14 protein-coding genes are annotated in these 17760 nt (G+C 67.2%); 3 read left to right on the top strand and 11 right to left on the bottom strand.

Annotated elements, in window-relative coordinates:
• Positions 1 to 38: 38 nt before the first annotated feature.
• Genes AB4099_RS33755 through AB4099_RS33740 form a run of 4 tightly spaced genes read right to left on the bottom strand, consistent with a single transcriptional unit; the run spans position 39 to position 5326 of the window.
• Positions 39 to 827, bottom strand: a complete 789-nt coding sequence (locus tag AB4099_RS33755; RefSeq protein WP_441481298.1) for an ATP-binding cassette domain-containing protein — start codon at positions 825 to 827, stop codon at positions 39 to 41.
• Entirely contained in the window at positions 824 to 2752 is a 1929-nt protein-coding gene (locus AB4099_RS33750; protein ID WP_441481297.1) for a dipeptide/oligopeptide/nickel ABC transporter permease/ATP-binding protein, read from the bottom strand. Before AB4099_RS33750 ends, AB4099_RS33755 begins: the two co-directional genes overlap by 4 nt.
• Positions 2749 to 3735, bottom strand: a complete 987-nt coding sequence (locus AB4099_RS33745; RefSeq protein WP_441481296.1) for an ABC transporter permease — start codon at positions 3733 to 3735, stop codon at positions 2749 to 2751. The genes AB4099_RS33750 and AB4099_RS33745 overlap by 4 nt, the downstream gene beginning before the upstream one ends.
• Before the next feature lie 7 nt (positions 3736 to 3742).
• Positions 3743 to 5326: an ABC transporter substrate-binding protein gene (locus AB4099_RS33740; protein ID WP_441481295.1), complete on the bottom strand. Its 1584-nt coding sequence runs from the start codon at positions 5324 to 5326 to the stop codon at positions 3743 to 3745.
• A 129-nt stretch (positions 5327 to 5455) separates the two neighbouring features.
• Here AB4099_RS33740 and AB4099_RS33735 point away from each other — a divergent pair, with 129 nt between their 5' ends.
• Together AB4099_RS33735 and AB4099_RS33730 are read left to right on the top strand one after the other, a co-directional pair.
• Positions 5456 to 6211 carry a GntR family transcriptional regulator gene (locus tag AB4099_RS33735; RefSeq protein WP_113519193.1) on the top strand — a complete coding sequence of 252 codons (756 nt, stop codon included), beginning with the start codon at positions 5456 to 5458 and terminating at the stop codon, positions 6209 to 6211.
• A 248-nt stretch (positions 6212 to 6459) separates the two neighbouring features.
• A complete protein-coding gene (locus AB4099_RS33730) occupies positions 6460 to 10458 on the top strand; it encodes a Pls/PosA family non-ribosomal peptide synthetase (protein WP_441481294.1) in 3999 nt (1332 codons plus the stop codon).
• A 104-nt stretch (positions 10459 to 10562) separates the two neighbouring features.
• Here AB4099_RS33730 and AB4099_RS33725 read toward each other — a convergent pair whose 3' ends face one another.
• The 7 genes from AB4099_RS33725 to AB4099_RS33695 are packed head-to-tail and all read right to left on the bottom strand — an operon-like array spanning position 10563 to position 16602.
• Positions 10563 to 10964: a GlcG/HbpS family heme-binding protein gene (locus AB4099_RS33725; protein WP_441481293.1), complete on the bottom strand. Its 402-nt coding sequence runs from the start codon at positions 10962 to 10964 to the stop codon at positions 10563 to 10565.
• Positions 10965 to 10979: 15 nt separating this feature from the next.
• The gene (locus AB4099_RS33720; protein WP_441481292.1) at positions 10980 to 11726 is read right to left on the bottom strand and encodes an SDR family NAD(P)-dependent oxidoreductase; all 747 of its coding nucleotides are present in this window, start codon (positions 11724 to 11726) and stop codon (positions 10980 to 10982) included.
• Between the two features lie 4 nt (positions 11727 to 11730).
• Positions 11731 to 12843, bottom strand: a complete 1113-nt coding sequence (locus tag AB4099_RS33715) for an ABC transporter ATP-binding protein (RefSeq protein ID WP_113519065.1) — start codon at positions 12841 to 12843, stop codon at positions 11731 to 11733.
• A gap of 5 nt (positions 12844 to 12848) precedes the next feature.
• Entirely contained in the window at positions 12849 to 13670 is an 822-nt protein-coding gene (locus tag AB4099_RS33710) for a carbohydrate ABC transporter permease (protein WP_113519064.1), read from the bottom strand.
• A complete protein-coding gene (locus tag AB4099_RS33705; protein WP_113519063.1) occupies positions 13667 to 14584 on the bottom strand; it encodes a carbohydrate ABC transporter permease in 918 nt (305 codons plus the stop codon). The genes AB4099_RS33710 and AB4099_RS33705 overlap by 4 nt, the downstream gene beginning before the upstream one ends.
• A gap of 6 nt (positions 14585 to 14590) precedes the next feature.
• Complete coding sequence (locus tag AB4099_RS33700) at positions 14591 to 15877, bottom strand: extracellular solute-binding protein (protein ID WP_441481291.1); 1287 nt, start codon at positions 15875 to 15877, stop codon at positions 14591 to 14593.
• A 41-nt stretch (positions 15878 to 15918) separates the two neighbouring features.
• A complete protein-coding gene (locus tag AB4099_RS33695; RefSeq protein WP_113519061.1) occupies positions 15919 to 16602 on the bottom strand; it encodes a FadR/GntR family transcriptional regulator in 684 nt (227 codons plus the stop codon).
• Between the two features lie 100 nt (positions 16603 to 16702).
• Here AB4099_RS33695 and AB4099_RS33690 point away from each other — a divergent pair.
• Positions 16703 to 17760: enolase C-terminal domain-like protein (locus tag AB4099_RS33690; RefSeq protein ID WP_441481290.1), on the top strand; the 1058-nt coding region annotated here is incomplete at its 3' end.

The following is a 17760-nucleotide window of genomic DNA, read 5'->3' as shown; positions in this document are numbered from 1 at the left end:
TCCTCGGGAAGCCTGGAGACGCGGACGCACAACGATGCTCAGCCCGGGCCGAAGGGGCCGGGGGCGGAGGCGGGGGGCTCGCGCATGTGTCGGAGACGGGGCACGGCCTCGAGCAGGCTGCGCGAATAGGGGTGCGACGGCGCGGCGAAGAAGCCGTCGGCATGGCCCTGTTCGACGAGCTTGCCGCGATACATCACGGCGACCTCGTCGCTCATCGCCCTGACGGCCGCCATGTTGTGCGAGATGAACAGATAGGACAGGCGCAGTTCCGCCTGCAGATCGCGCAGCAGGTTGAGCACGAGCGCCTGGACCGAGACGTCGAGCGCGGAGGTGACCTCGTCGAGCACGATGATCGATGGGCGGACCGCAAGCGCACGGGCGATCGCGACGCGCTGGCGCTGGCCGCCGGACAATTCATGGGGCAGGCGCGAGGCGACGGTGCGAGAGAGACCGACCGTGTCGAGCAGCCGCCCCAATGCGCCCGGGTCGCGCTCGCCGCGCAGCCGCATGCCCTGTTCGATCGCGCGTGCGACGGTCATGCGTGGATCGAGCGAGGCGGAGGGGTCCTGGAAGACGATCTGGACCTGACGGCGATAATTCTTCAGGCGAGCCCCTGCAGCGCGCGTCACGTCTTCGCCGTCCAGCATGATCCGGCCCCCAGTGAGGTCGTGGAGGCGCAGGAGCGCGCGCCCCAGCGTCGACTTGCCGGAGCCGGACTCGCCGACGAGCCCAAGCGTGCCGCCGGGCGGGATCGCGATGCTGACGCCGTCGAGCGCCAGCATCGCACCGAAGCGCACGCGGATATCGGTGGCGGACAGGCCGGTCATGCTGCAGCCTTTGACTTGGCATTGGACTTGGCATTGGGCTTGGCACTGGACTTGGCATCGGCCTCGCCATCGGGCGCGGCATGCAGCCAGCAGGCGACGACGCGGCCTGATCCGATCTCCGTCTGCGGCGGTTCCGAGGCGGCGCAGGCACCATGGCGGGCCGGGCAGCGCTCCTGGAAGGAGCAGCCGCGCGGGAAGGCGCCGATCACCGGCGGCTGGCCGGGGATTTCGACCAGGCGCTGTCCGCGCGGCGTGTCGAGGTCGGGAATCGCGCCGATGAGGGCCTGCGTATAGGGGTGAGCGGGATTGCCGATGACCTGCTCGACCGGGCCGCTCTCGACGATCCGGCCGCCATACATCACCAGCACGCGGTCGCAGACCTGCGAGATCACCGCCAGATCATGCGAGATCATCAGGATCGCCGTGCCGTCCCGGCCATTGGCCTCGCGCAGCAGTGCGAGGATCTGGGCCTGGACGGTGACGTCGAGCGCGGTCGTGGGTTCGTCCGCCACGATCAGGGAGGGGCGCATCATCAGCCCCATGGCGATCATCGCCCGCTGGCGCATGCCGCCGGAGAATTCGTGCGGATACTGGTCGAGCCGCCGGCCGGGCTCGGTGATGCCGACGAGTGCGAGTTGTTCCAGCGCGAGCGCGCTGGCCTCCTCTTCAGACAGGCCGCGATGATGGCGCACGGCTTCCGTCATCTGCTCGCGAATGCGCAAAGCCGGGTTCAGCGAGGTGCTCGGATCCTGGAAGACGACGGCGAGCCCGGTGCCGAGCAGACGCTCGCGCAGAGCCCCGCTCATCGCCGTCAGATCCTCGCCGGTAAAGAGCATCCGGTCGGAGGAGACCCGGGCCGGATGACCGGTGAGCCCGGCGAGCGCCATGGCGGTCAGCGTCTTGCCGCTGCCGGATTCCCCAACGAGCCCGACCGTCTCGCCACGCCCGATGCTCAAACCCACATTGCGAACCGCCGCGATCGTCTGGGAACCCTCGGTCGGAAAGGCGACGCTCAGGTTCTCGGCCAGCAGAACCGCATCCTCCCCGCCAGCGAGCCGCAGTGGTGCGATCGCGCCAGCCGCGCCGTCGATGCCGCTGCCGGCAACCAGGGAGCGGCTGCGCATGGGCTGGATCCAAAGCGCGATCGCCTCGCCGAGATAGCTGAAGATCAGGCCGGACAGGGCGATCGCCGCTGCCGGTCCGAGCGCGGCGGCAGGGTTGACGTAGATGGCTTCGGCGCCCTCGATCAGCATGCGGCCCCAGTCGAAGGCCGGCGGGTTGACGCCGAGGCCGAGGAAGCTCAGCGACGCGATCTCGACGATCGCCAGCCCGAGCGAGGTTGCGGTGCTGACGGCGAGCGTGTCGGCGATATTCGGCAGGACATGGCGCCAGAGGATCGCGATGCGGCCGAGGCCGAGTGCCTTTGCCGCAGCGACATAGTCCCGCCCGACGATGGCCGAGGACATGGTGTAGCCGAGCCGCGCATAGGTCGGCACGCCGGCGAGGCCGACGCCGAGCACGGCGCCCTCGATGCTCGGGCCGACGATCGTAGTGATGACGATCGCGATCAGGATCGCAGGAAAGGACAGGGCCGTGTCGATGATCCGCGTGCCGATCGCCCGGGCGAGGCTGCCCGATAACGACAGCCACATGCCGATCGCGACGCCAAGCACCACGCGGATGGCCGTTGCGGCCAGCGCCAGGCCGAGCGAGAGCTGCGTTGCCGCGAGCGTGCGGGCAAAAACGTCGCGCCCGAGATCGTCGGTGCCGAACCAGTGTTCGGCCGAGGGCCCCGTTCCGGCGGCCGCGACATCCATCCGGCTGACGACGTCGGAGAACAGCGTCGGGGCGACGAGCGCGGTCCCGAGCAGGAGGATGGCCCCGATGCCGGCCAGCAGGGATGCGAGGTTGAGCCGTCCGGTCATGTGCGGACCGTGCTGCGCGGGTCGGCGATGGCGAGAAGCACGTCGACGATCATGTTGGTGACGAGGACGAGCAAGCCGAGCAGCACGACGATCGCCTGGACGACCGGGTAATCGGCGGTCACGACGGCGCGGACGATGGCGGTGCCGAGGCCCGGCCAGGCGAAGATGTTCTCGACGATCACGGCGCCGCCGATCAGGAAGGGAAAGACCAAGCCGGCAATGGTCAGGGCAGCCGTGACCACATTGGGCGCGAGATGGCGCAGATAGATGCGCCAGGCCGGCAGCCGCTTGCTGCGGGCGGTGCGGATGAAATCGGCCCGCAGCGTCCGCCTTGCCTCCACCCGCACGACGCGGGCGAGATTCAGCGCCGGCCGCAGGCCGATCGCGAGTGCGGGCAGGATGACCGAGCCGGGGCCTGCGGCGCCCGAGATCGGAAGCCAGCCCAGCGAGACGGCGAAGACATAGCCGAGGAAGATGCCGGCCAGCAGCTCCGGGATCGCGCCCAGCGTACCGGTCACGATCGTGAAGCCATGGTCCAGCCAGGGCAGGCGGTCGTCGCGCGTCGCGATGGCGACCGCCAGCCCGAAGGAGAAGCCGACCACCACGACGAAGGCGAGCGCGAGGCCGGCAAGGGCGGCGGTATAGGGCAGGCGATCGCGGATCAGCTCGATCACCGGCTGGCGCGTGGCGAGCGAGACGCCAAAATCACCGCGCGCCACCCCCGCCACATAGTTCCAGAGTTGCACGGCGAAAGGCTGGTCCAGCCCGAGTTCGCTGCGCAGCTGGCTGAGATAGGCGGCGTCTGCGTCCGGCCCGGCGATACGGCTGGCCGCATCGCCGGGGATCATCTTCACCATCAGGAAGGTCAGGAGCACGAGGGCAAAGAGGATCGCGGCGATCTGCGCGGCCTTCCCGAGCAGGAACCTGGCGAACGGTAACCTGGCGAACAGGAACCTGGAGAGCGGTCGGCCGCGCGTCATCATGCTGCGCTCACTTGCCGACGCGGATCGAGCGGATATCCATCACGAACGGCCCGCCGATGGTGAAGCGGACGCCCTTGCGCGAGAAGAAGGTGTTCACGCCGCCAAACAGCGGCAGGATGTCCATGGTCTCGAGCAGCGAGAGCTGGGCCTCGCTCCAGCGGGCGCAGCGTTCGGGGCTGTCGGGGGAGGAGGCGAGCGCCGCCGCCTGTGCCGCCGCGAAGCGGGCATTCTCGATCGTGCCGTGGTTGGAACCCTTGCCGCTCACGAAAGGAACGACGGTATTGGCGCTCGGCATCGGCGGGCCGAAGGGGAAGACGCCGATCTCCCAATCGGGCCCGCTCATCACCGAAGCGGTCTCCTGAAGCGTAATGTTGCGCAGCTCGACCTCGACGCCGATCGCGCGCAACGCTTCAAGGATGTATTCCGGGGCCGAGCCCTGAAGCCCGGGCTGGCCGATCAGGCGTAGCCTGAGTTTCTTGCCGTCCTTGGCGAAGATCCCGTCGGATCCGGGCGCATAGCCTGCCTGCTTCAGCAGGGTCTTTGCCGCCTCGGCGTCCGGCTTCGGCAGGAGATCCGCCGTCTTTGGCTCGTAGCAGGCGACCAGGGGGCTGATATAGCTCGTTGCCGTCAGGCCATTGCCGGCCGTCGCGGCGCGGGTCGCGAGATCGCGGTTGATGGCGGTGGCGATGGCCCGGCGCACCAGCACGTCGGCCGTGGGATAGCCGTCGCGATGCTGGAACATCATGAACTGCATGCCGAAGGGTTTGGCATCGAGGAAATCGAGCGATTTCGCGGCCTTCAGCCGGTTGATGTCGCGACCCGTGACCAGGCTGACATCGATCGTGCCGGACTGCAGCTCATTGGCCGCCGTCGTGTTGTTGTTGATCACGCGCACCTGGATCGTCGCGGGGCGCCCCGGGTCCTTTCCGGTTGCTCCGCTTGAATCCCAGGCATGGTCCGGACGAAGCTTCAGCACATAGTGCGAACCGCGAACCGAGGCCGCCTTGTCGAGCGTATAGGGCCCGGTGCCGCTCGGCGTCGAACCCAGCGCCTCGGTATCCTTCAACCCGGAGGGGCAGACGATCGAGGCCCAGGGCATCGCCAGCCCGATCAGCAGGTCGCTGAAGGGGGCGGTCATGGTGAGCGTGACCGTGCCCGCGGCGTCGTCTCCGGCGGCGGAATACCCGGCGATGCCGACGGTGCGATACGCCATCGGTGCATTGGTTTCCTTGGCGCCGAGGCGGGTCAGCGCGGCGGCGGCCGCGGTCGCGGTCAGCGCCGTGCCATCGGAGCAGGTGACGCCCTTGCGCAGCTTGAAGACGGTGCGGCTCGCGTCGCCGCTCCAGGATTCGGCGAGCGCCGGCACGGGCGTGCCCTTCTCGTCGAGCGCGACAAGGCGGTCATAGAGCACGTTGACGAGCTGATAGCCGTCCGAGGTCACGGTCTTGACCGGGTCCAGGCTGTCATAATCGGCCCCGATGCGGATGGTCGCCTTGTCGGCGGCATGGCTGATCGGTGCGACGGACAGAGAACCGAGAATGCCGGCGACGATCGCGGCTGGCCTAGCGAAGTGCCTCAGTGACGAGCTCATGCGCAATCCCCCTTGTTATATTCGTATCTAAGATATTAGTTAGAGCTGAAGCGGGGTGTCAAGACGCGGCCCCGGTTCGTGATATGCGTGCAACGCTCGGGCAGCTCCAGCCCGCGGAAAGGGATTTCCATGTTCAAGCCGGTGGCGGCGACAAGCTTTCAGGATCTGGTCTATGACCAGCTGAGCGATGCGCTGATGACGGGAGCGTTCTGGCCGGGCGAAGCGCTGAATATCAATGATCTCGCAGCCCAGTTCGGGACCAGCATCATGCCTGTGCGCGATGCCGTTCGCCGCCTGGCCGCCGAGCGCGCTTTGCTTGTCGAGCCGCAGAAGGGGGTGCGCGTGTGGCGCCCGACGAAGTCGGAATTCGCGGAGATCACCCATGTCCGCACGCTGCTCGAAGGCGATGTGACCGCCGCCGCGGTTGCGCATCTGACGGATAAGAACATCCGGGACGTGGCGCGCGCGATCGACGAGATGAACGATCTCGGAGTCTTCCGCAGTGAGCGTTTCCTCGTGCTGAACAAGCAGATCTTCTTCACGCTCTACGAGGCTGCGCAGAGGCCGGCGACACTGCCGATCATTCAGAGCCTTTGGCGTCAGATCGGGCCGATCGTCCGGCTCTACTCGCTGTTCGAGGGGTTTCCGCCGACCGTGGAAACCTCGCTCGCCTTTGTCGACGCGCTGCGCAGACGCGATGGCGAGGCCGCGCGTGAGATCCGGATCAAGCAGATCCTGCGGCCATCCGAAATCCTGATGAGCCGTTTCGACGAAATCCTGGACTACCGCAACGACTCGCCCCGCCACCTGGCCCATGTGAAGCCGATCGCGAACGAAGTGCCAGGCGGGACGAAGCGTCCGGGACGGCCGCGGAGCGCGAAATAGCCGTCCCCATCTCGGGCCGGGGAAGGGCTATCGCACCTCCCTGGGAAAGGCGCCGCTGCTTCACGCGGGTGGCGCTCTCTGCGCCCAGGGAAGAGCCTGCCTGGCGCTGACCCAGCGTTCGCGAGGCTCTGCGGGCGGGGACAACATGTCGCAATGCCCTAACGCAATCTACATCTCTCCCCGTTAGCAAATCCCGGTCTCGCACAGGCAGCTCAGCCTTGCGGCATCGGGCTTGGGGGAAGCAGATCATGCATGCCATCGTCGGGCGCGGTGCTGGAAAGCTCGTGGGCGCCGTGGAGCCGTCGCTCCTGCGCGACGAACTGCTCGGCGAGATCTTCGAGGCCTCCGCCCGACGGACGCCCGGGCACACGGCCATCATCTTCGGCAGCGAACGTGTGACCTATGCCGAGCTCGACGCCCGGGCCGACGCGGTGGCGCGCGCGCTGCGGGCGCGCGGCGTCAGGGCAGGGGCCTTTGTTGGCCTGTGGATGTCGCGCTCGCTCGACCTGCATGTTGCGCTGCTCGGCATCCTCAAGGCCGGCGCGGCCTATATCCCCTTCGACGCCGACGCCCCGCCCGAGCGCGTCGGTGAATGCCTCGCGGATTGCGAGGCAAGGCTCATCGTCATCGACGACGCCACAGGCGGCAAACTCGACCGGGAGCTGCCCGCCGAGGCCGTGCGCTGCCGCGACCTGATCGCCGCCGGCACGGACGCCCCGCCGGTCGATCCGCGCAGTGAGGGCGTGACGCCGGCGAGCCCGGCCTATGCGATCTACACCTCGGGCTCGACCGGCAAGCCCAAGGGCATCGTCATCGCGCACAGCAACATCTGCCACTATCTGCGCGCGTCGAACCACGTCTACGGCATGACGGCTGACGACGTCTCGTTCCAGGGCGCCTCCGTTGCCTTCGATCTCTCGCTGGAGGAGATCTTCGTCCCCTATCTCGTCGGTGCGACGCTCTGGGTCGCCTCGGCGCAGGTGCTGGGCGAGGTCGAGCGCCTGCCCGCCCTGATGACCGAGGCCGGCATCACCGTGCTCGACACCGTGCCGACGCTGCTCGCGATGATGCCGCAGGACATTCCGAGCCTGCGCATCATCATCCTCGGCGGCGAGGCCTGCCCGCCCGCCGTCCGCCAGCGCTGGTGCCGCCCGGGCCGCAAGGTCTTCAATTCCTACGGACCGACCGAAGCCACCGTCGTCGCCACTGTCGACGAGGTCACGCCGGACGAGGCGGTGACCATCGGCCTGCCGATCCCGAACTACACCTGCTATGTCGTCGACGAGGAGATGGCGATCGTCGGCCCCGGCACCGAGGGCGAGCTCTTGATCGGCGGCCCCGGCGTCGCCGCGGGCTATCTCGGCCGTCCCGAGCTCACTGCCGAGAAGTTCATCGCCAATCCCTTCGGCGGCGACGGCACCGACCCGGTGCTCTACCGCTCGGGCGATGCGGTCAGCCTCTCCGAGAAGGGCAAGATCCTCTTCCACGGCCGCATCGACGATCAGGTCAAGCTGCGCGGCTTCCGCCTCGAGCTCGGCGAGATCGAGGCCAGGCTCTGCGACCTGCCCGGCATCGCGCAGGCGACCGTGGTGCTGCGCCGCGACGACGGCATCGACCGGCTCGTCGCCTTCGTGGTGGCGGACACGGCGACCGCCTTCGACCGTGCGGCCGTGCGCGCCGCCCTGAAGGAGACCCTGCCGCCCTATATGGTGCCCTCGCATTTCGAGGAGATGGCGAGCCTGCCGCGCCTGACCTCGGGCAAGGCCGACCGCAAGACGCTCAAGGCGGCGCCGCTGACGATGGCGTCCTCCGCCGAGGAACAGGAGGAGCCGCGGAGCGCGACCGAATCCGCCCTGCTCGACGCCGCCAGGCCACTCTTCCCGGGCCAGACGATCGGGTTCGAGGCCGACTTCTTCGCCGATCTCGGCGGCCATTCGCTGCTGGCCGCCACCTTCCTTGCCGGCGTGCGTGCCAATCCGGCTCTGCCGAGCATCACGCTGGAGGATGTCTACAGCCTGCGCACGCTGCGCGCGATCGCCGCCCGGCTCGACGAGCGCAGGCAGGCCGATATCGGCCGGCCGCCGGCGCGCGATCTTTCCTTCACGCCGCCGCCGCTGCTGCGCCGCCTGTTCTGCGGGCTGGCTCAGCTCGCCTGCATGCCGGTGCTGCTGCTGGCGCTGACCGGTCCCTGGCTGACGATCTACGTCATCTACGAGCTGATCACGGTCGACGAGCGCGTCGATCTGCGCGAGATCCTGATGATGATGGGCATCTACGCGCTCGTCACGCTCTCGGTGATGCTCGCCGGCATCCTCGGCAAGCGCCTGGTGCTCTGGCGCGCGACGCCGGGCCGCTACCCGCTCTGGGGCGTCTATTTCTTCCGCTGGTGGCTCGCCCGCCAGTTCACCTCGATGGTCCATCTCAGCCTGATGCAGGGCACGCCGCTGGCCAGCTTCGCCATGCGTCTGCTCGGCGCCAGGGTCGGCAAGGGCGTCTTCGTCAGCGGCTTCGAGGCCGGCGCGATCGACCTCGTCGAGATCGGCGACGACGTCACGCTCGGCGGCAAGCTCAGCCTCGCCAATGCCGAGGTGATCGGCAACGAGCTGGTGATCGGCACGATCGCGATCGGCAAGGACGCCTATATCGGCACCTCCTGCGCCATCGGCCATGACACGGTGATCGGGGAGGGCGCCGAGCTCGCCGATCTGACCGCGCTCGCCGCAGGCAGCCGCGTCGGCGCCTTCGAGCACTGGGACGGCTCGCCCGGCCATCGCATCGGCGCGGTCGATCCCGCTTCCTGGCCCCAGCACGCCCGGCAGCCCTCCGTGCCGGTCAGGGTGCTGCAGACCGTCTTCTTCGGCGCCATGCTGCTGCTGATGCCGGCGCTGGCGCTGCTGCCGATCTTCCCGGCCTTCTTCATCCTCGACCGTTTCGACGGGCCGCTGCAGGAACTGGTCGGCATCGACTATCGCTGGGTCCTGCCGATCATCGCCTGGCCGACCGCGATGGTGCTGATGCTCGCCACCGTCCTGCTCGTCACCGCGATCCGCTGGCTCGTGATGCCGCGCTCGGTCGAGGGCACGCATGCCATCGCCTCCGGCTACGGTCTGCGCAAATGGACTGTCGGACTCGCCTCGGACGTGATGCTCCAGAGCCTGTCCTCGCTGTTCTCCACGGTCTACATGCGGATCTGGTACCGCATGATGGGCGCCAAGATCGGCAAGGACACCGAGATCGCCACCAATTTCGGCGGCCGCTACGACATGATCGAGATCGGCGAGCATTGCTTCGTCGCTGACGAGGTCGTGCTCGGGGACGAGGATGTCCGCCGCGGCTGGATGACCAGCAAGGCGGTGCGCACCGGCGATCGGGTCTTCATCGGCAATGATGCGGTGGTGCCGCCCGGCGCCTTCCTGCCGTCGGGCTCGCTGCTCGGCATCAAGTCGAAGCCGCCCAGCGGCGTGGCGATGCAGCCCGGCGAGACGCGCTTCGGCAGCCCGCCGATCCTGCTGCCCTCGCGCCAGCGCTTCGACGATGCCGACATCGCCAAGACCTTCCGGCCCCCGCTCTGGCGCCGCATCCTGCGCGCCGTCCTCGAGCTGTTCAGCGCCTCGATGCCGACGATGATGTTCATCACGCTCGGCACGATCACGGCCGAGCTTGTCCTCTTCCCCGCCCTCAATCGTGCCCAGAGCTGGAGCGAGTTCGCCCCGATCTTCGTCGCCTGCGCGGTCGGCACCTCGATTGCCCTGGCGACGACCGTGCTGCTGATGAAATGGCTGGTGATGGGCGTCTACCGACCGGGTAATCGCGGCCTCTGGTCCTGGTGGGCGCTGCGCACCGAGGCGATGACGACGCTCTACTGGGGCACCGCCGGCGCGATCCTGCTCAATGCGCTGCGCGGCACGCCCATGCTGCCCTGGGTGCTGCGCCTCTTCGGCGTGAAGGTCGGCCAGGGCGTCTATCTCGACTCGACGGATATCACCGAGTTCGACTGCGTCAGCATCGGCGACTATGCCGCGATCAACGCGACCGCCAACCTCCAGACCCATCTCTTCGAGGACCGGGTGATGAAGGTCGGCCGCATCGAGATCGGTCGCGGCTGCGTCCTCGGCGGATTGACCACGGTGCTCTACGACACCCATGTCGACGACCACGCAAGGCTCGGCCTGCTCACCATCGTGATGAAGGGCGAGGCGATCCCGGCACGGACCGAATGGGCCGGCGCGCCGGCCGCACCGGCCTGAGGCGATATTGCCCGGCTGACGCATCGGACCGGGTCCGGTGCGTCAGCCTTTTGTGTTTGCATCGGCCTTCCCGAAAATCGCAATCCACCTTTCGGGCCGATGCTTTAGATCAAGCTCCGAGTGGCGGCCGTCGCGCAGGCGTCGTCCCTCTCGCCGGTATCGCCGGAGATGCCAAGAGCTCCCAGAACCTGTTCCCCCTCGCGGATCAGGACCCCGCCGGCCGCAGGCAGAAGCCGGCCCGATAGCAAGGTGGCCGCTGCCGAGAAGAAGGCCGGATCGGCTTTCACCCGCGCGACGAGATCGCGTGAATCCAGTCCGAGCGCGATGCAACTCCAGGCCTTCGCCAGGGCGAATTCGTGCCGGGCGATCGTGGCCCCGTCTGCGCGGGCCGAGGCGACGATATGGCCCCCCGCATCGACGACCACGGCCGCCAGCGGCCTGGCTCCGCGTGCTCGGCCGGCGGCAAGGGCTTCGGCGATCAGGCGTTGCGCCCGTTCAAGCGTCATAGCGCCCTCCCGCGATCAATAGGTGCAGCGCCCGCCCGAGAGGTCGAAGACCGAGGCGGTGGTGAAGCTGTTTTCGCCGCTGACGAGCCATGCAACCATCGCGGCGGCCTCGTCCACTTCGAGGAAGCGGGCACGCGGAATGCGCGACAGCATGTACTGGATAAACTCCTCCTTCAGCGTGTCGAGGATGCGCGTCTTGGCAGTGGCGGGGGAGATCGCATTCACCGCGATGTCGTAGCCGGCGAGTTCCTTGCCCAGCGATTTCGTCAGGCCGATCACGCCTGCCTTCGCCGCCGAATAAGCCGCCAGGTTGGGATTGCCCTCCTTGCCCGCCACCGAGGAGATATTGACGATCCGCCCGTAGTTTCGCGCCTTCATGCCGGGCACGACGACCTTGTTCACATAGAAGGTGCCGTTCAGGTTGACCTCGACGACGCGGCGCCATTCCTCCGGGTCATAGGCGTCGAGCGGAGCATTTCCGCCGGCAATCCCGGCCGAATTGACCAGGATCGAGACAGGGCCGATTTCGGCCTCGACCTCCTGATGAGTGCGTGTCAGGCCGTCGAGATCCGTGATGCCGACCTGCTTGGTCGACGCGGCGGAGCCGAGCAGCACGAGCGCCGTCTTCAGCGCGTCCGCGTCGCGATCCCAGAGGCTGACGCGGGCGCCCGAGGCGACAAGGCGCTTGGCAATGGCAAGCCCCAGCCCTTGCGCGCCGCCGGTGACGACGGCGACCTGATCGTCGAGGGAAATCCTGTTCATCGGCTCAACCTGCAAAGTTTTGGTGGAAGTGAAGCGAAGCGCCGCCATCGGTTGCGAAGAAGCGTGCCTTGTCCGGATCGGCGAAGGAAAGGCCGATGGCCGCCCCGGCGGGAAGATCGACGGAGGGCGGCAGGAAGGCTGCGATCAGACGCTCGCCCACTTCGACGCGGACGAGGCTGCGCGAACCAAGATATTCCACCGTTCGGACCGTGCCGCGGATGACAGCTGCCGCGGTTGGGGCGTATTGCAGGTCCTCGGGCCGGATGCCCACCGAAATCCTGTTTCCGGCCTTCCCCGCCACGACAGGAAGCGGAATATCGAAGCCCGGGCCGCGCAGCCTGCCATCCAGGGCCTCTCCGTCGAGGATGTTCATGCCGGGCTCGCCCAGGAACCGGGCAACGAAAAGATTGGCCGGATTGTTGTAGAGCTCGCGCGGGCTGCCCACCTGCTCGATCCGGCCGCTCGACATGACCACGACCAGATCCGACAGGGTCATCGCCTCGCTCTGGTCATGGGTGACATAGAGCATAGTGGCGCCGAGGCGCTGATGGATGTCCTTCAATTCGGACCGCATCTGGACCCGCAGCTGCTGGTCGAGATTCGAGAGCGGCTCGTCCAGCAGATAGACAGTCGGGGTCCGCACCATCGCCCGGCCGAGCGCCACGCGCTGTCGCTGGCCGCCCGAGATCTGGCGGGGGAAGCGGTCCAGCATCGCCTCGAGGCCCAGCATCTTCACCGCCGCGCGGACCTTGCGGTCGACCTCGGCTTCGGGCGTGCGGCGACGCCGTGCGCGCAGGGGAAAAGCGATGTTCTCGTAGAGCGTCATATGCGGGTAGAGCGCGTAGGACTGGAACACCATGGCGATGTCGCGATCGGCTGGTTTCATCGTGGTGACGTCGCGGTCCCCGATCATGATCCGCCCTTCCGTCGGCGTTTCCAGACCGGCGATCATGCTCAGTGTCGTGCTCTTGCCGCAGCCTGAGGGGCCGAGCAGCGTTACGAACTGCCCGGGCTCGATCGAGATGTTGATGCCCGAAACAGCCCAGCCGTCGCCGTAGCTTTTCCCCACATTCTGGAACCGGACGGATTGCGCCGTATTCGACCGTGTCTGGGTCATGCGTTTCAGCCTTTGACGGACCCGTCGGCGAAACCACCGATCAGGAATTTTCTGAACAGAAGGAAGACCACCACCGGCGGGATCGTCGCGATGATCACGCCCGCCATCAGCGAGCCCCAGTCGCGGCCGTGGAAGCCCTGGAAGAAGATCAGTGCGACCTGAAGCGTGCGCAGCTCCGGCGAATCCACCATGGTCGAGCCGGTGACGTAGTCGTTCCAGCAATGCAGGAAGCCGAAGGTCGCCGCCGCCAGGAGCGCGGGCTTCGCCCCGGGGATCACGATCTTCCACACGGCCTCGGCGCGCGAATAGCCGTCCATTTCGGCTGCCTGTTCCAGCTCGCGCGGGACCGTGGCGAAATGCGATCGGCTGACCCAGACCGCGAAGGGCAGGATGTGACCGGCATAGAGGATCGGCAGGATCGACCAGGTGTCGTGCAGGCCGATGCTCGTCGCCAGCATTTGCGTCGGCAGGAGAACGGCGAAGCCCGGAACCGCCATGGTGCCCATGAAGACGAGCAGAACCGCTGGCTTGCCCGCCACCGGATAGCGCATCAGCGCATAGCCGGCGGTTGCGCCGAGGATCAGCGCGACCAGCACGGCCACGACCGCATAGGCCGAGCTGTTCAGGAACGCCCAGTGGACCCCCTCGGCCAGCAGCTTGGCGTAGTGCTCGAGGGTCGGGTTTTGCGGCAGGATTTCGGGCGGAACGGCGAAGATGCGGTTGGTCGGTTTCAACGAGGTGGAGGCGGCCCAGAGGATTGGGCCAAGCGCGATGATGCCGGCCAACAGGCAGGCGATCAAAAGCGAGGCTCGGGACAGGATTTTCATGCGGCCGCTCCCGACTGCTTGCCCAGAATGCGGATGTAGATGGCGATGAGCCCCATATTGATCAGGAACATCACCGCCGCGATGGCATTGCCTCGTCCCTGATCCAGCTCGACGAAGCCGGTGTGGTAGAGCAGATAGGCCAATGTGTTGGTCTGCCGGATCGGGCCGCCGCCGGTTAGCCCGATGATGAGCTGCACCTCGTTGAAATAGCTGATGGTCAGCATCGAGATCACGATCAGCAGCGAGGGGGCCAGCAAGGGCAGCGTGATCTTGCTGAAGCTCTCCCAGGCGCCGAGCCCGTCGACCGCGGCAGCCTTGTAGAGATCGCGCGGGATCTGGCCGAGGCCACCGATCAGGATGATCGTGGCAAAGGCGAAGTTGCGCCACACCGCCACGATGATCAGCGTCGGCATGGCCAGAAGCGGGTCGGTCAGGAGATCCTGCGGCGGCAGGCCGAAGGCGTTAAAGGCTGCCCCCACCAGCCCGCCCGGCGACGGCACGAGGATCCATTTCCACAGGAGCGCGACGACGATCGGGCTCATCGCCCAGGGCACCAGAAGCACCGTCAGCAGAACGCTGCCCCAGCGGCCGAGCCGCCGGATGCCGATCGCCGCCAGCAGCGCCAGCGGGACGGCGACCGCGAGCGCGGCGAAGGTGAAGAGCAGCGAGCGGCCGATTGCCTGCCACGCGAAGGGGTCGCGGAACAGCTCGACATAGTTGCCAAGGCCGACGAAGCCTTCATTCCCGAAGAAGAAGACCTTGTGCAGGCTCAGATAGAAACCGTAGAGCGCAGGCAGGATGTTGATGGCGATGACCAGCAGCAGGGCCGGCGCCACCAGCGACGAGCCGGTCAGCCTGGCTCTCTGCGCGACGACGTCAAGGCCCCGCGGCTTCGCAAGAGATATGGCGTGCATGGCGTGCTACCAGCCCAGCGTCGACTTCGCGCGTTCGAGAACGGCGCCCACGCTTTCCTTGGTTCCGATCAGTTCCTGCAGCGCCGTGTTCATCACCGGGAACACCTTGGTGATGTTGGGCATGCGTTGCGGAAAGGTCATCACGCCCGGAGCCGCCAGCAGCGCGGTGAAGGCGCGGATATCCGACGCCTCCGGCGTCGAGAAAAAGGGCGCCTGCAGCAGGGAGCGGCGATCGGGCACGAGGCCTGCGGTCTTGGCCCACGCCATCGACGCCTCTTCGCTGAACAGGCTCTCGACGAACGCGGTCGCCGCGGCTGGGTTGGCGGCTTTGGCGGAGATGCCTACCGTCCAGTACGGGCCGAGCAGAACCGCGGGCGGGCGCGTCCCGAAGGCCGGCCAGGCCGATAACGCCAGATCCTTGCCGCTATAGCCGGCTGCGATCTGCTTGTACTGCTGGAAGCGCGGCGCGAAGGCCTGCACCATCGCGAAGCGGCCGGAGGCGAATTGGTCCTGGATATCGTCGCCCATCGCATTCAGCAGCGTCGGAGAGAGCGCTCCATTCGCGACAAGCTGTCTGACAACATTGGCGGCCTCCTTGGCCTCGGCGCTGGTCACGTTGAACTGGCCCGTTGCCGCATCGAAGATCGAGGGGCCGAACCCGGACAGGATGTTGATGAAGGCCGAGACGCTGTTGTCGTTCGTCGGCAGGCCGAAGCCCAGCCGCTCGCTCTTGGTCAGCTTGCCGGCGGCGGCGATGAATGCGTCCCACGTGAGCGGTGGAGCATCGAGGCCGAGTTCGGACAGCGCATCCTTGCGATAGAAGATCGCCTGAGCGGGGCTGGGCCAGATCGGTAGGGAGATGCGCTTCTTGTTGAAGACGGACTTCTCGACGAAGACCGGATACAGATCGGGAAGCACCTTGGTCTTGAAGTCGTCCGACAGCAGAGCGTCGAGATCGGCCAGCGCGCCGCGCTGCTGGACGAGATCGAGAAAGGTGTCACGCATCCAGATCACGTCGGGCGCGCGGTTCTGAGCCGAGGCGGCGACAAATTTCACCTCGAGTTCCTGGAAGGGCTGGGCCTCGATCCTGACATCGACGCCGGGGTGCGTGGCCTTGAAGCGCTTGATGATCTCGCGCAGCACGACCTCGCGCGGCGACTGCCCGTCTGCTCCCAGAAAGGTCCAGACCCGGACCGTCCCCGACAGGCCCTGTGCAGCTGCCTGCTTCGGCAAAGCCGCAAGCGCAAGCCCCGCGGCGCTGGCGCGCAGCACCGACCTTCTGTCAAAGATCATTGATTTCATAAGACTAGCTCCTCCCCGATCGGTTTTTTCGCTTACATCTGCAGGTCGCTGAGCACGCGCGTGCGGCCAGCCAGAAGGTGACGGCGCATCTCTGCGCGGGCGCGATCTCCGTCTCGTGCCGCGACCGCGGCGACGATGGCGCCATGCTCCAGGGCGATCAGCTCGCGGCGCTCGGCCATGGTCAGCACGGAGCGCTGCGCCGAAAGATTGCCCCAGCTGAAGATGTGCGAGGTCAGCCGCCCCAGGGCGTCCGACAGCTTGGGATTATGCGCGCAGACGGCCAGCGCAGCATGGAAGGCGACATCCTCCCGCTCGCCTCGCCCGGTCAGCAGGCTGGCAAGCAGCGCCTCCTGCGCCGCCTCGAGCCGCGCCAGATCCTCATCGGTCCGCCGATCCGCGGCCAGGGCCGCGACCTCACTTTCCAGCGCGAGCCGCACCTCGTGCCACTGGGCCAGCTCGCGCACCGAGGAAATCGCCGAAAGCCTGACCATCTCGGGCGCGCCGCTGCGCATTGCAAAGGTGCCCGAGCCCTTGCGCGAGCGGACGATTCCCTCGGCGCGCAGCCGCGCCAGCGCCTCGCGGATGCTGGCCCGCGACAAGCCGAACATCTCGGCGAAATCCGCCTCGGGCGGCAGCCGCGCGCCGTCCGCGACATTGTCGATATAGCCGGCGATCTGCCTGTAGGCGATCGCCGAGCGGCTCTCTTCCGCGTCCATCGTGGCTGCCTTGTCCCGTTGACGGCCCTAAATCAGTCTGCTTAAATTCATGCTGTCAGACAGCATTGCCGATTGCAAGTCGAAATTGTCAGGAACCGCCATGAACAGATTGATAGGCACGCGGCCGGAAGCGCGGATTGCACGGGTCGAAGTGCATGAGTTCGGCTACACGGTCGACGGCCTCGGGGTGGACGCCAGCGGCAACCGCTGCGTGATGAAGGGCGCGCAGTCGCGGCTGACCGCCTTTGCCCTGCGGATCGAGACGGAAGGCGGGCACCAGGGCGAGTATTGCAGCGTCCACAGCGGCAAGAACGGCGCCATGGTCGGGCAGGTCAAGGCTGCTGCGGGCCTGATTCTGGGAGAGGACGCCGAGGAGCGAGAGGCGATCTACAACAAGCTGAAACGCGCCCACCGCCACTATATGGCGATCGGCCATTCCGCGCTGGACATTGCGCTGTGGGACCTGGCGGGCAAGGCGGTCGGCCGCCCGGTTTGGCGGCTCCTGGGCGGCTACCGCCAACGGCTTCCGACCTACGCGAGCACGCTGAACGGCGGCCGCAACGGGATTCTGGACAGTATCGAGGCCTATGCCGACTTCGCCGAGGAATGCCTCGCGCTCGGCTATCGCGGCTACAAGATCCATGGCTGGGGCGAAGGCGACCCGAAGGAGGAAGCCGCGAACCTGCTGCTCTGCGCCAAGCGCGTCGGCGGCCGGATGGAGCTGATGTACGACGCGGCGAGCGAGCTGCGCACGCTCGCCGATGCGATCTATGTCGGCAAGGCCTGCGATGAAGGCGGCTATCTCTGGTACGAGGACCCCTTCATGGACGCCGGCTGGTCTCCGCATGCCGCCCGGCAGCTGAAGGAGAACATCCGCACCCCGCTGATGCTGACCGAGCATGTACGCGGCCTTGAAAGCAAGGCCGCCTGGCTCCGGGACAGGGCGACCGACTACCTGCGTGTCGATCCTGATTACGACATGGGCATCACTGGCACGATGAAGGTCGCGCATCTGGCGGAAGCCTTCGGTCTCGACTGCGAGATTCATGCAGCCGGCCCCGCGCAGCGGCACTGCATGGCAGCGATGCGCAACTCCAGCTGGTACGAATTGTCTCTCGTCGCCCCCGGCGTCGCCAACCCTGTGCCTCCGGTCTTCGG

Source organism: Allobosea sp. 2KB_26 (assembly GCF_052115715.1).
Taxonomy (GTDB): domain Bacteria; phylum Pseudomonadota; class Alphaproteobacteria; order Rhizobiales; family Beijerinckiaceae; genus Allobosea.
Note: the sequence above shows the minus strand (reverse complement) of the source record. Positions and strands in the feature narration are given on the sequence as shown.

What these genes read in the sequence shown, in the direction of transcription:
- AB4099_RS33730 (WP_441481294.1), top strand. Translation starts at nt 6,460, where the DNA reads ATGCATGCCATCGTCGGGCGCGGTGCTGGAAAGCTCGTGGGCGCCGTG.
- AB4099_RS33710 (WP_113519064.1), bottom strand. Translation starts at nt 13,670, where the DNA reads ATGAAAATCCTGTCCCGAGCCTCGCTTTTGATCGCCTGCCTGTTGGCC.
- AB4099_RS33715 (WP_113519065.1), bottom strand. Translation starts at nt 12,843, where the DNA reads ATGACCCAGACACGGTCGAATACGGCGCAATCCGTCCGGTTCCAGAAT.
- AB4099_RS33740 (WP_441481295.1), bottom strand. Translation starts at nt 5,326, where the DNA reads ATGAGCTCGTCACTGAGGCACTTCGCTAGGCCAGCCGCGATCGTCGCC.
- AB4099_RS33725 (WP_441481293.1), bottom strand. Translation starts at nt 10,964, where the DNA reads ATGACGCTTGAACGGGCGCAACGCCTGATCGCCGAAGCCCTTGCCGCC.
- AB4099_RS33735 (WP_113519193.1), top strand. Translation starts at nt 5,456, where the DNA reads ATGTTCAAGCCGGTGGCGGCGACAAGCTTTCAGGATCTGGTCTATGAC.
- AB4099_RS33720 (WP_441481292.1), bottom strand. Translation starts at nt 11,726, where the DNA reads ATGAACAGGATTTCCCTCGACGATCAGGTCGCCGTCGTCACCGGCGGC.
- AB4099_RS33705 (WP_113519063.1), bottom strand. Translation starts at nt 14,584, where the DNA reads ATGCACGCCATATCTCTTGCGAAGCCGCGGGGCCTTGACGTCGTCGCG.
- AB4099_RS33755 (WP_441481298.1), bottom strand. Translation starts at nt 827, where the DNA reads ATGACCGGCCTGTCCGCCACCGATATCCGCGTGCGCTTCGGTGCGATG.
- AB4099_RS33750 (WP_441481297.1), bottom strand. Translation starts at nt 2,752, where the DNA reads ATGACCGGACGGCTCAACCTCGCATCCCTGCTGGCCGGCATCGGGGCC.
- AB4099_RS33695 (WP_113519061.1), bottom strand. Translation starts at nt 16,602, where the DNA reads ATGGACGCGGAAGAGAGCCGCTCGGCGATCGCCTACAGGCAGATCGCC.
- AB4099_RS33745 (WP_441481296.1), bottom strand. Translation starts at nt 3,735, where the DNA reads ATGATGACGCGCGGCCGACCGCTCTCCAGGTTCCTGTTCGCCAGGTTA.
- AB4099_RS33700 (WP_441481291.1), bottom strand. Translation starts at nt 15,877, where the DNA reads ATGATCTTTGACAGAAGGTCGGTGCTGCGCGCCAGCGCCGCGGGGCTT.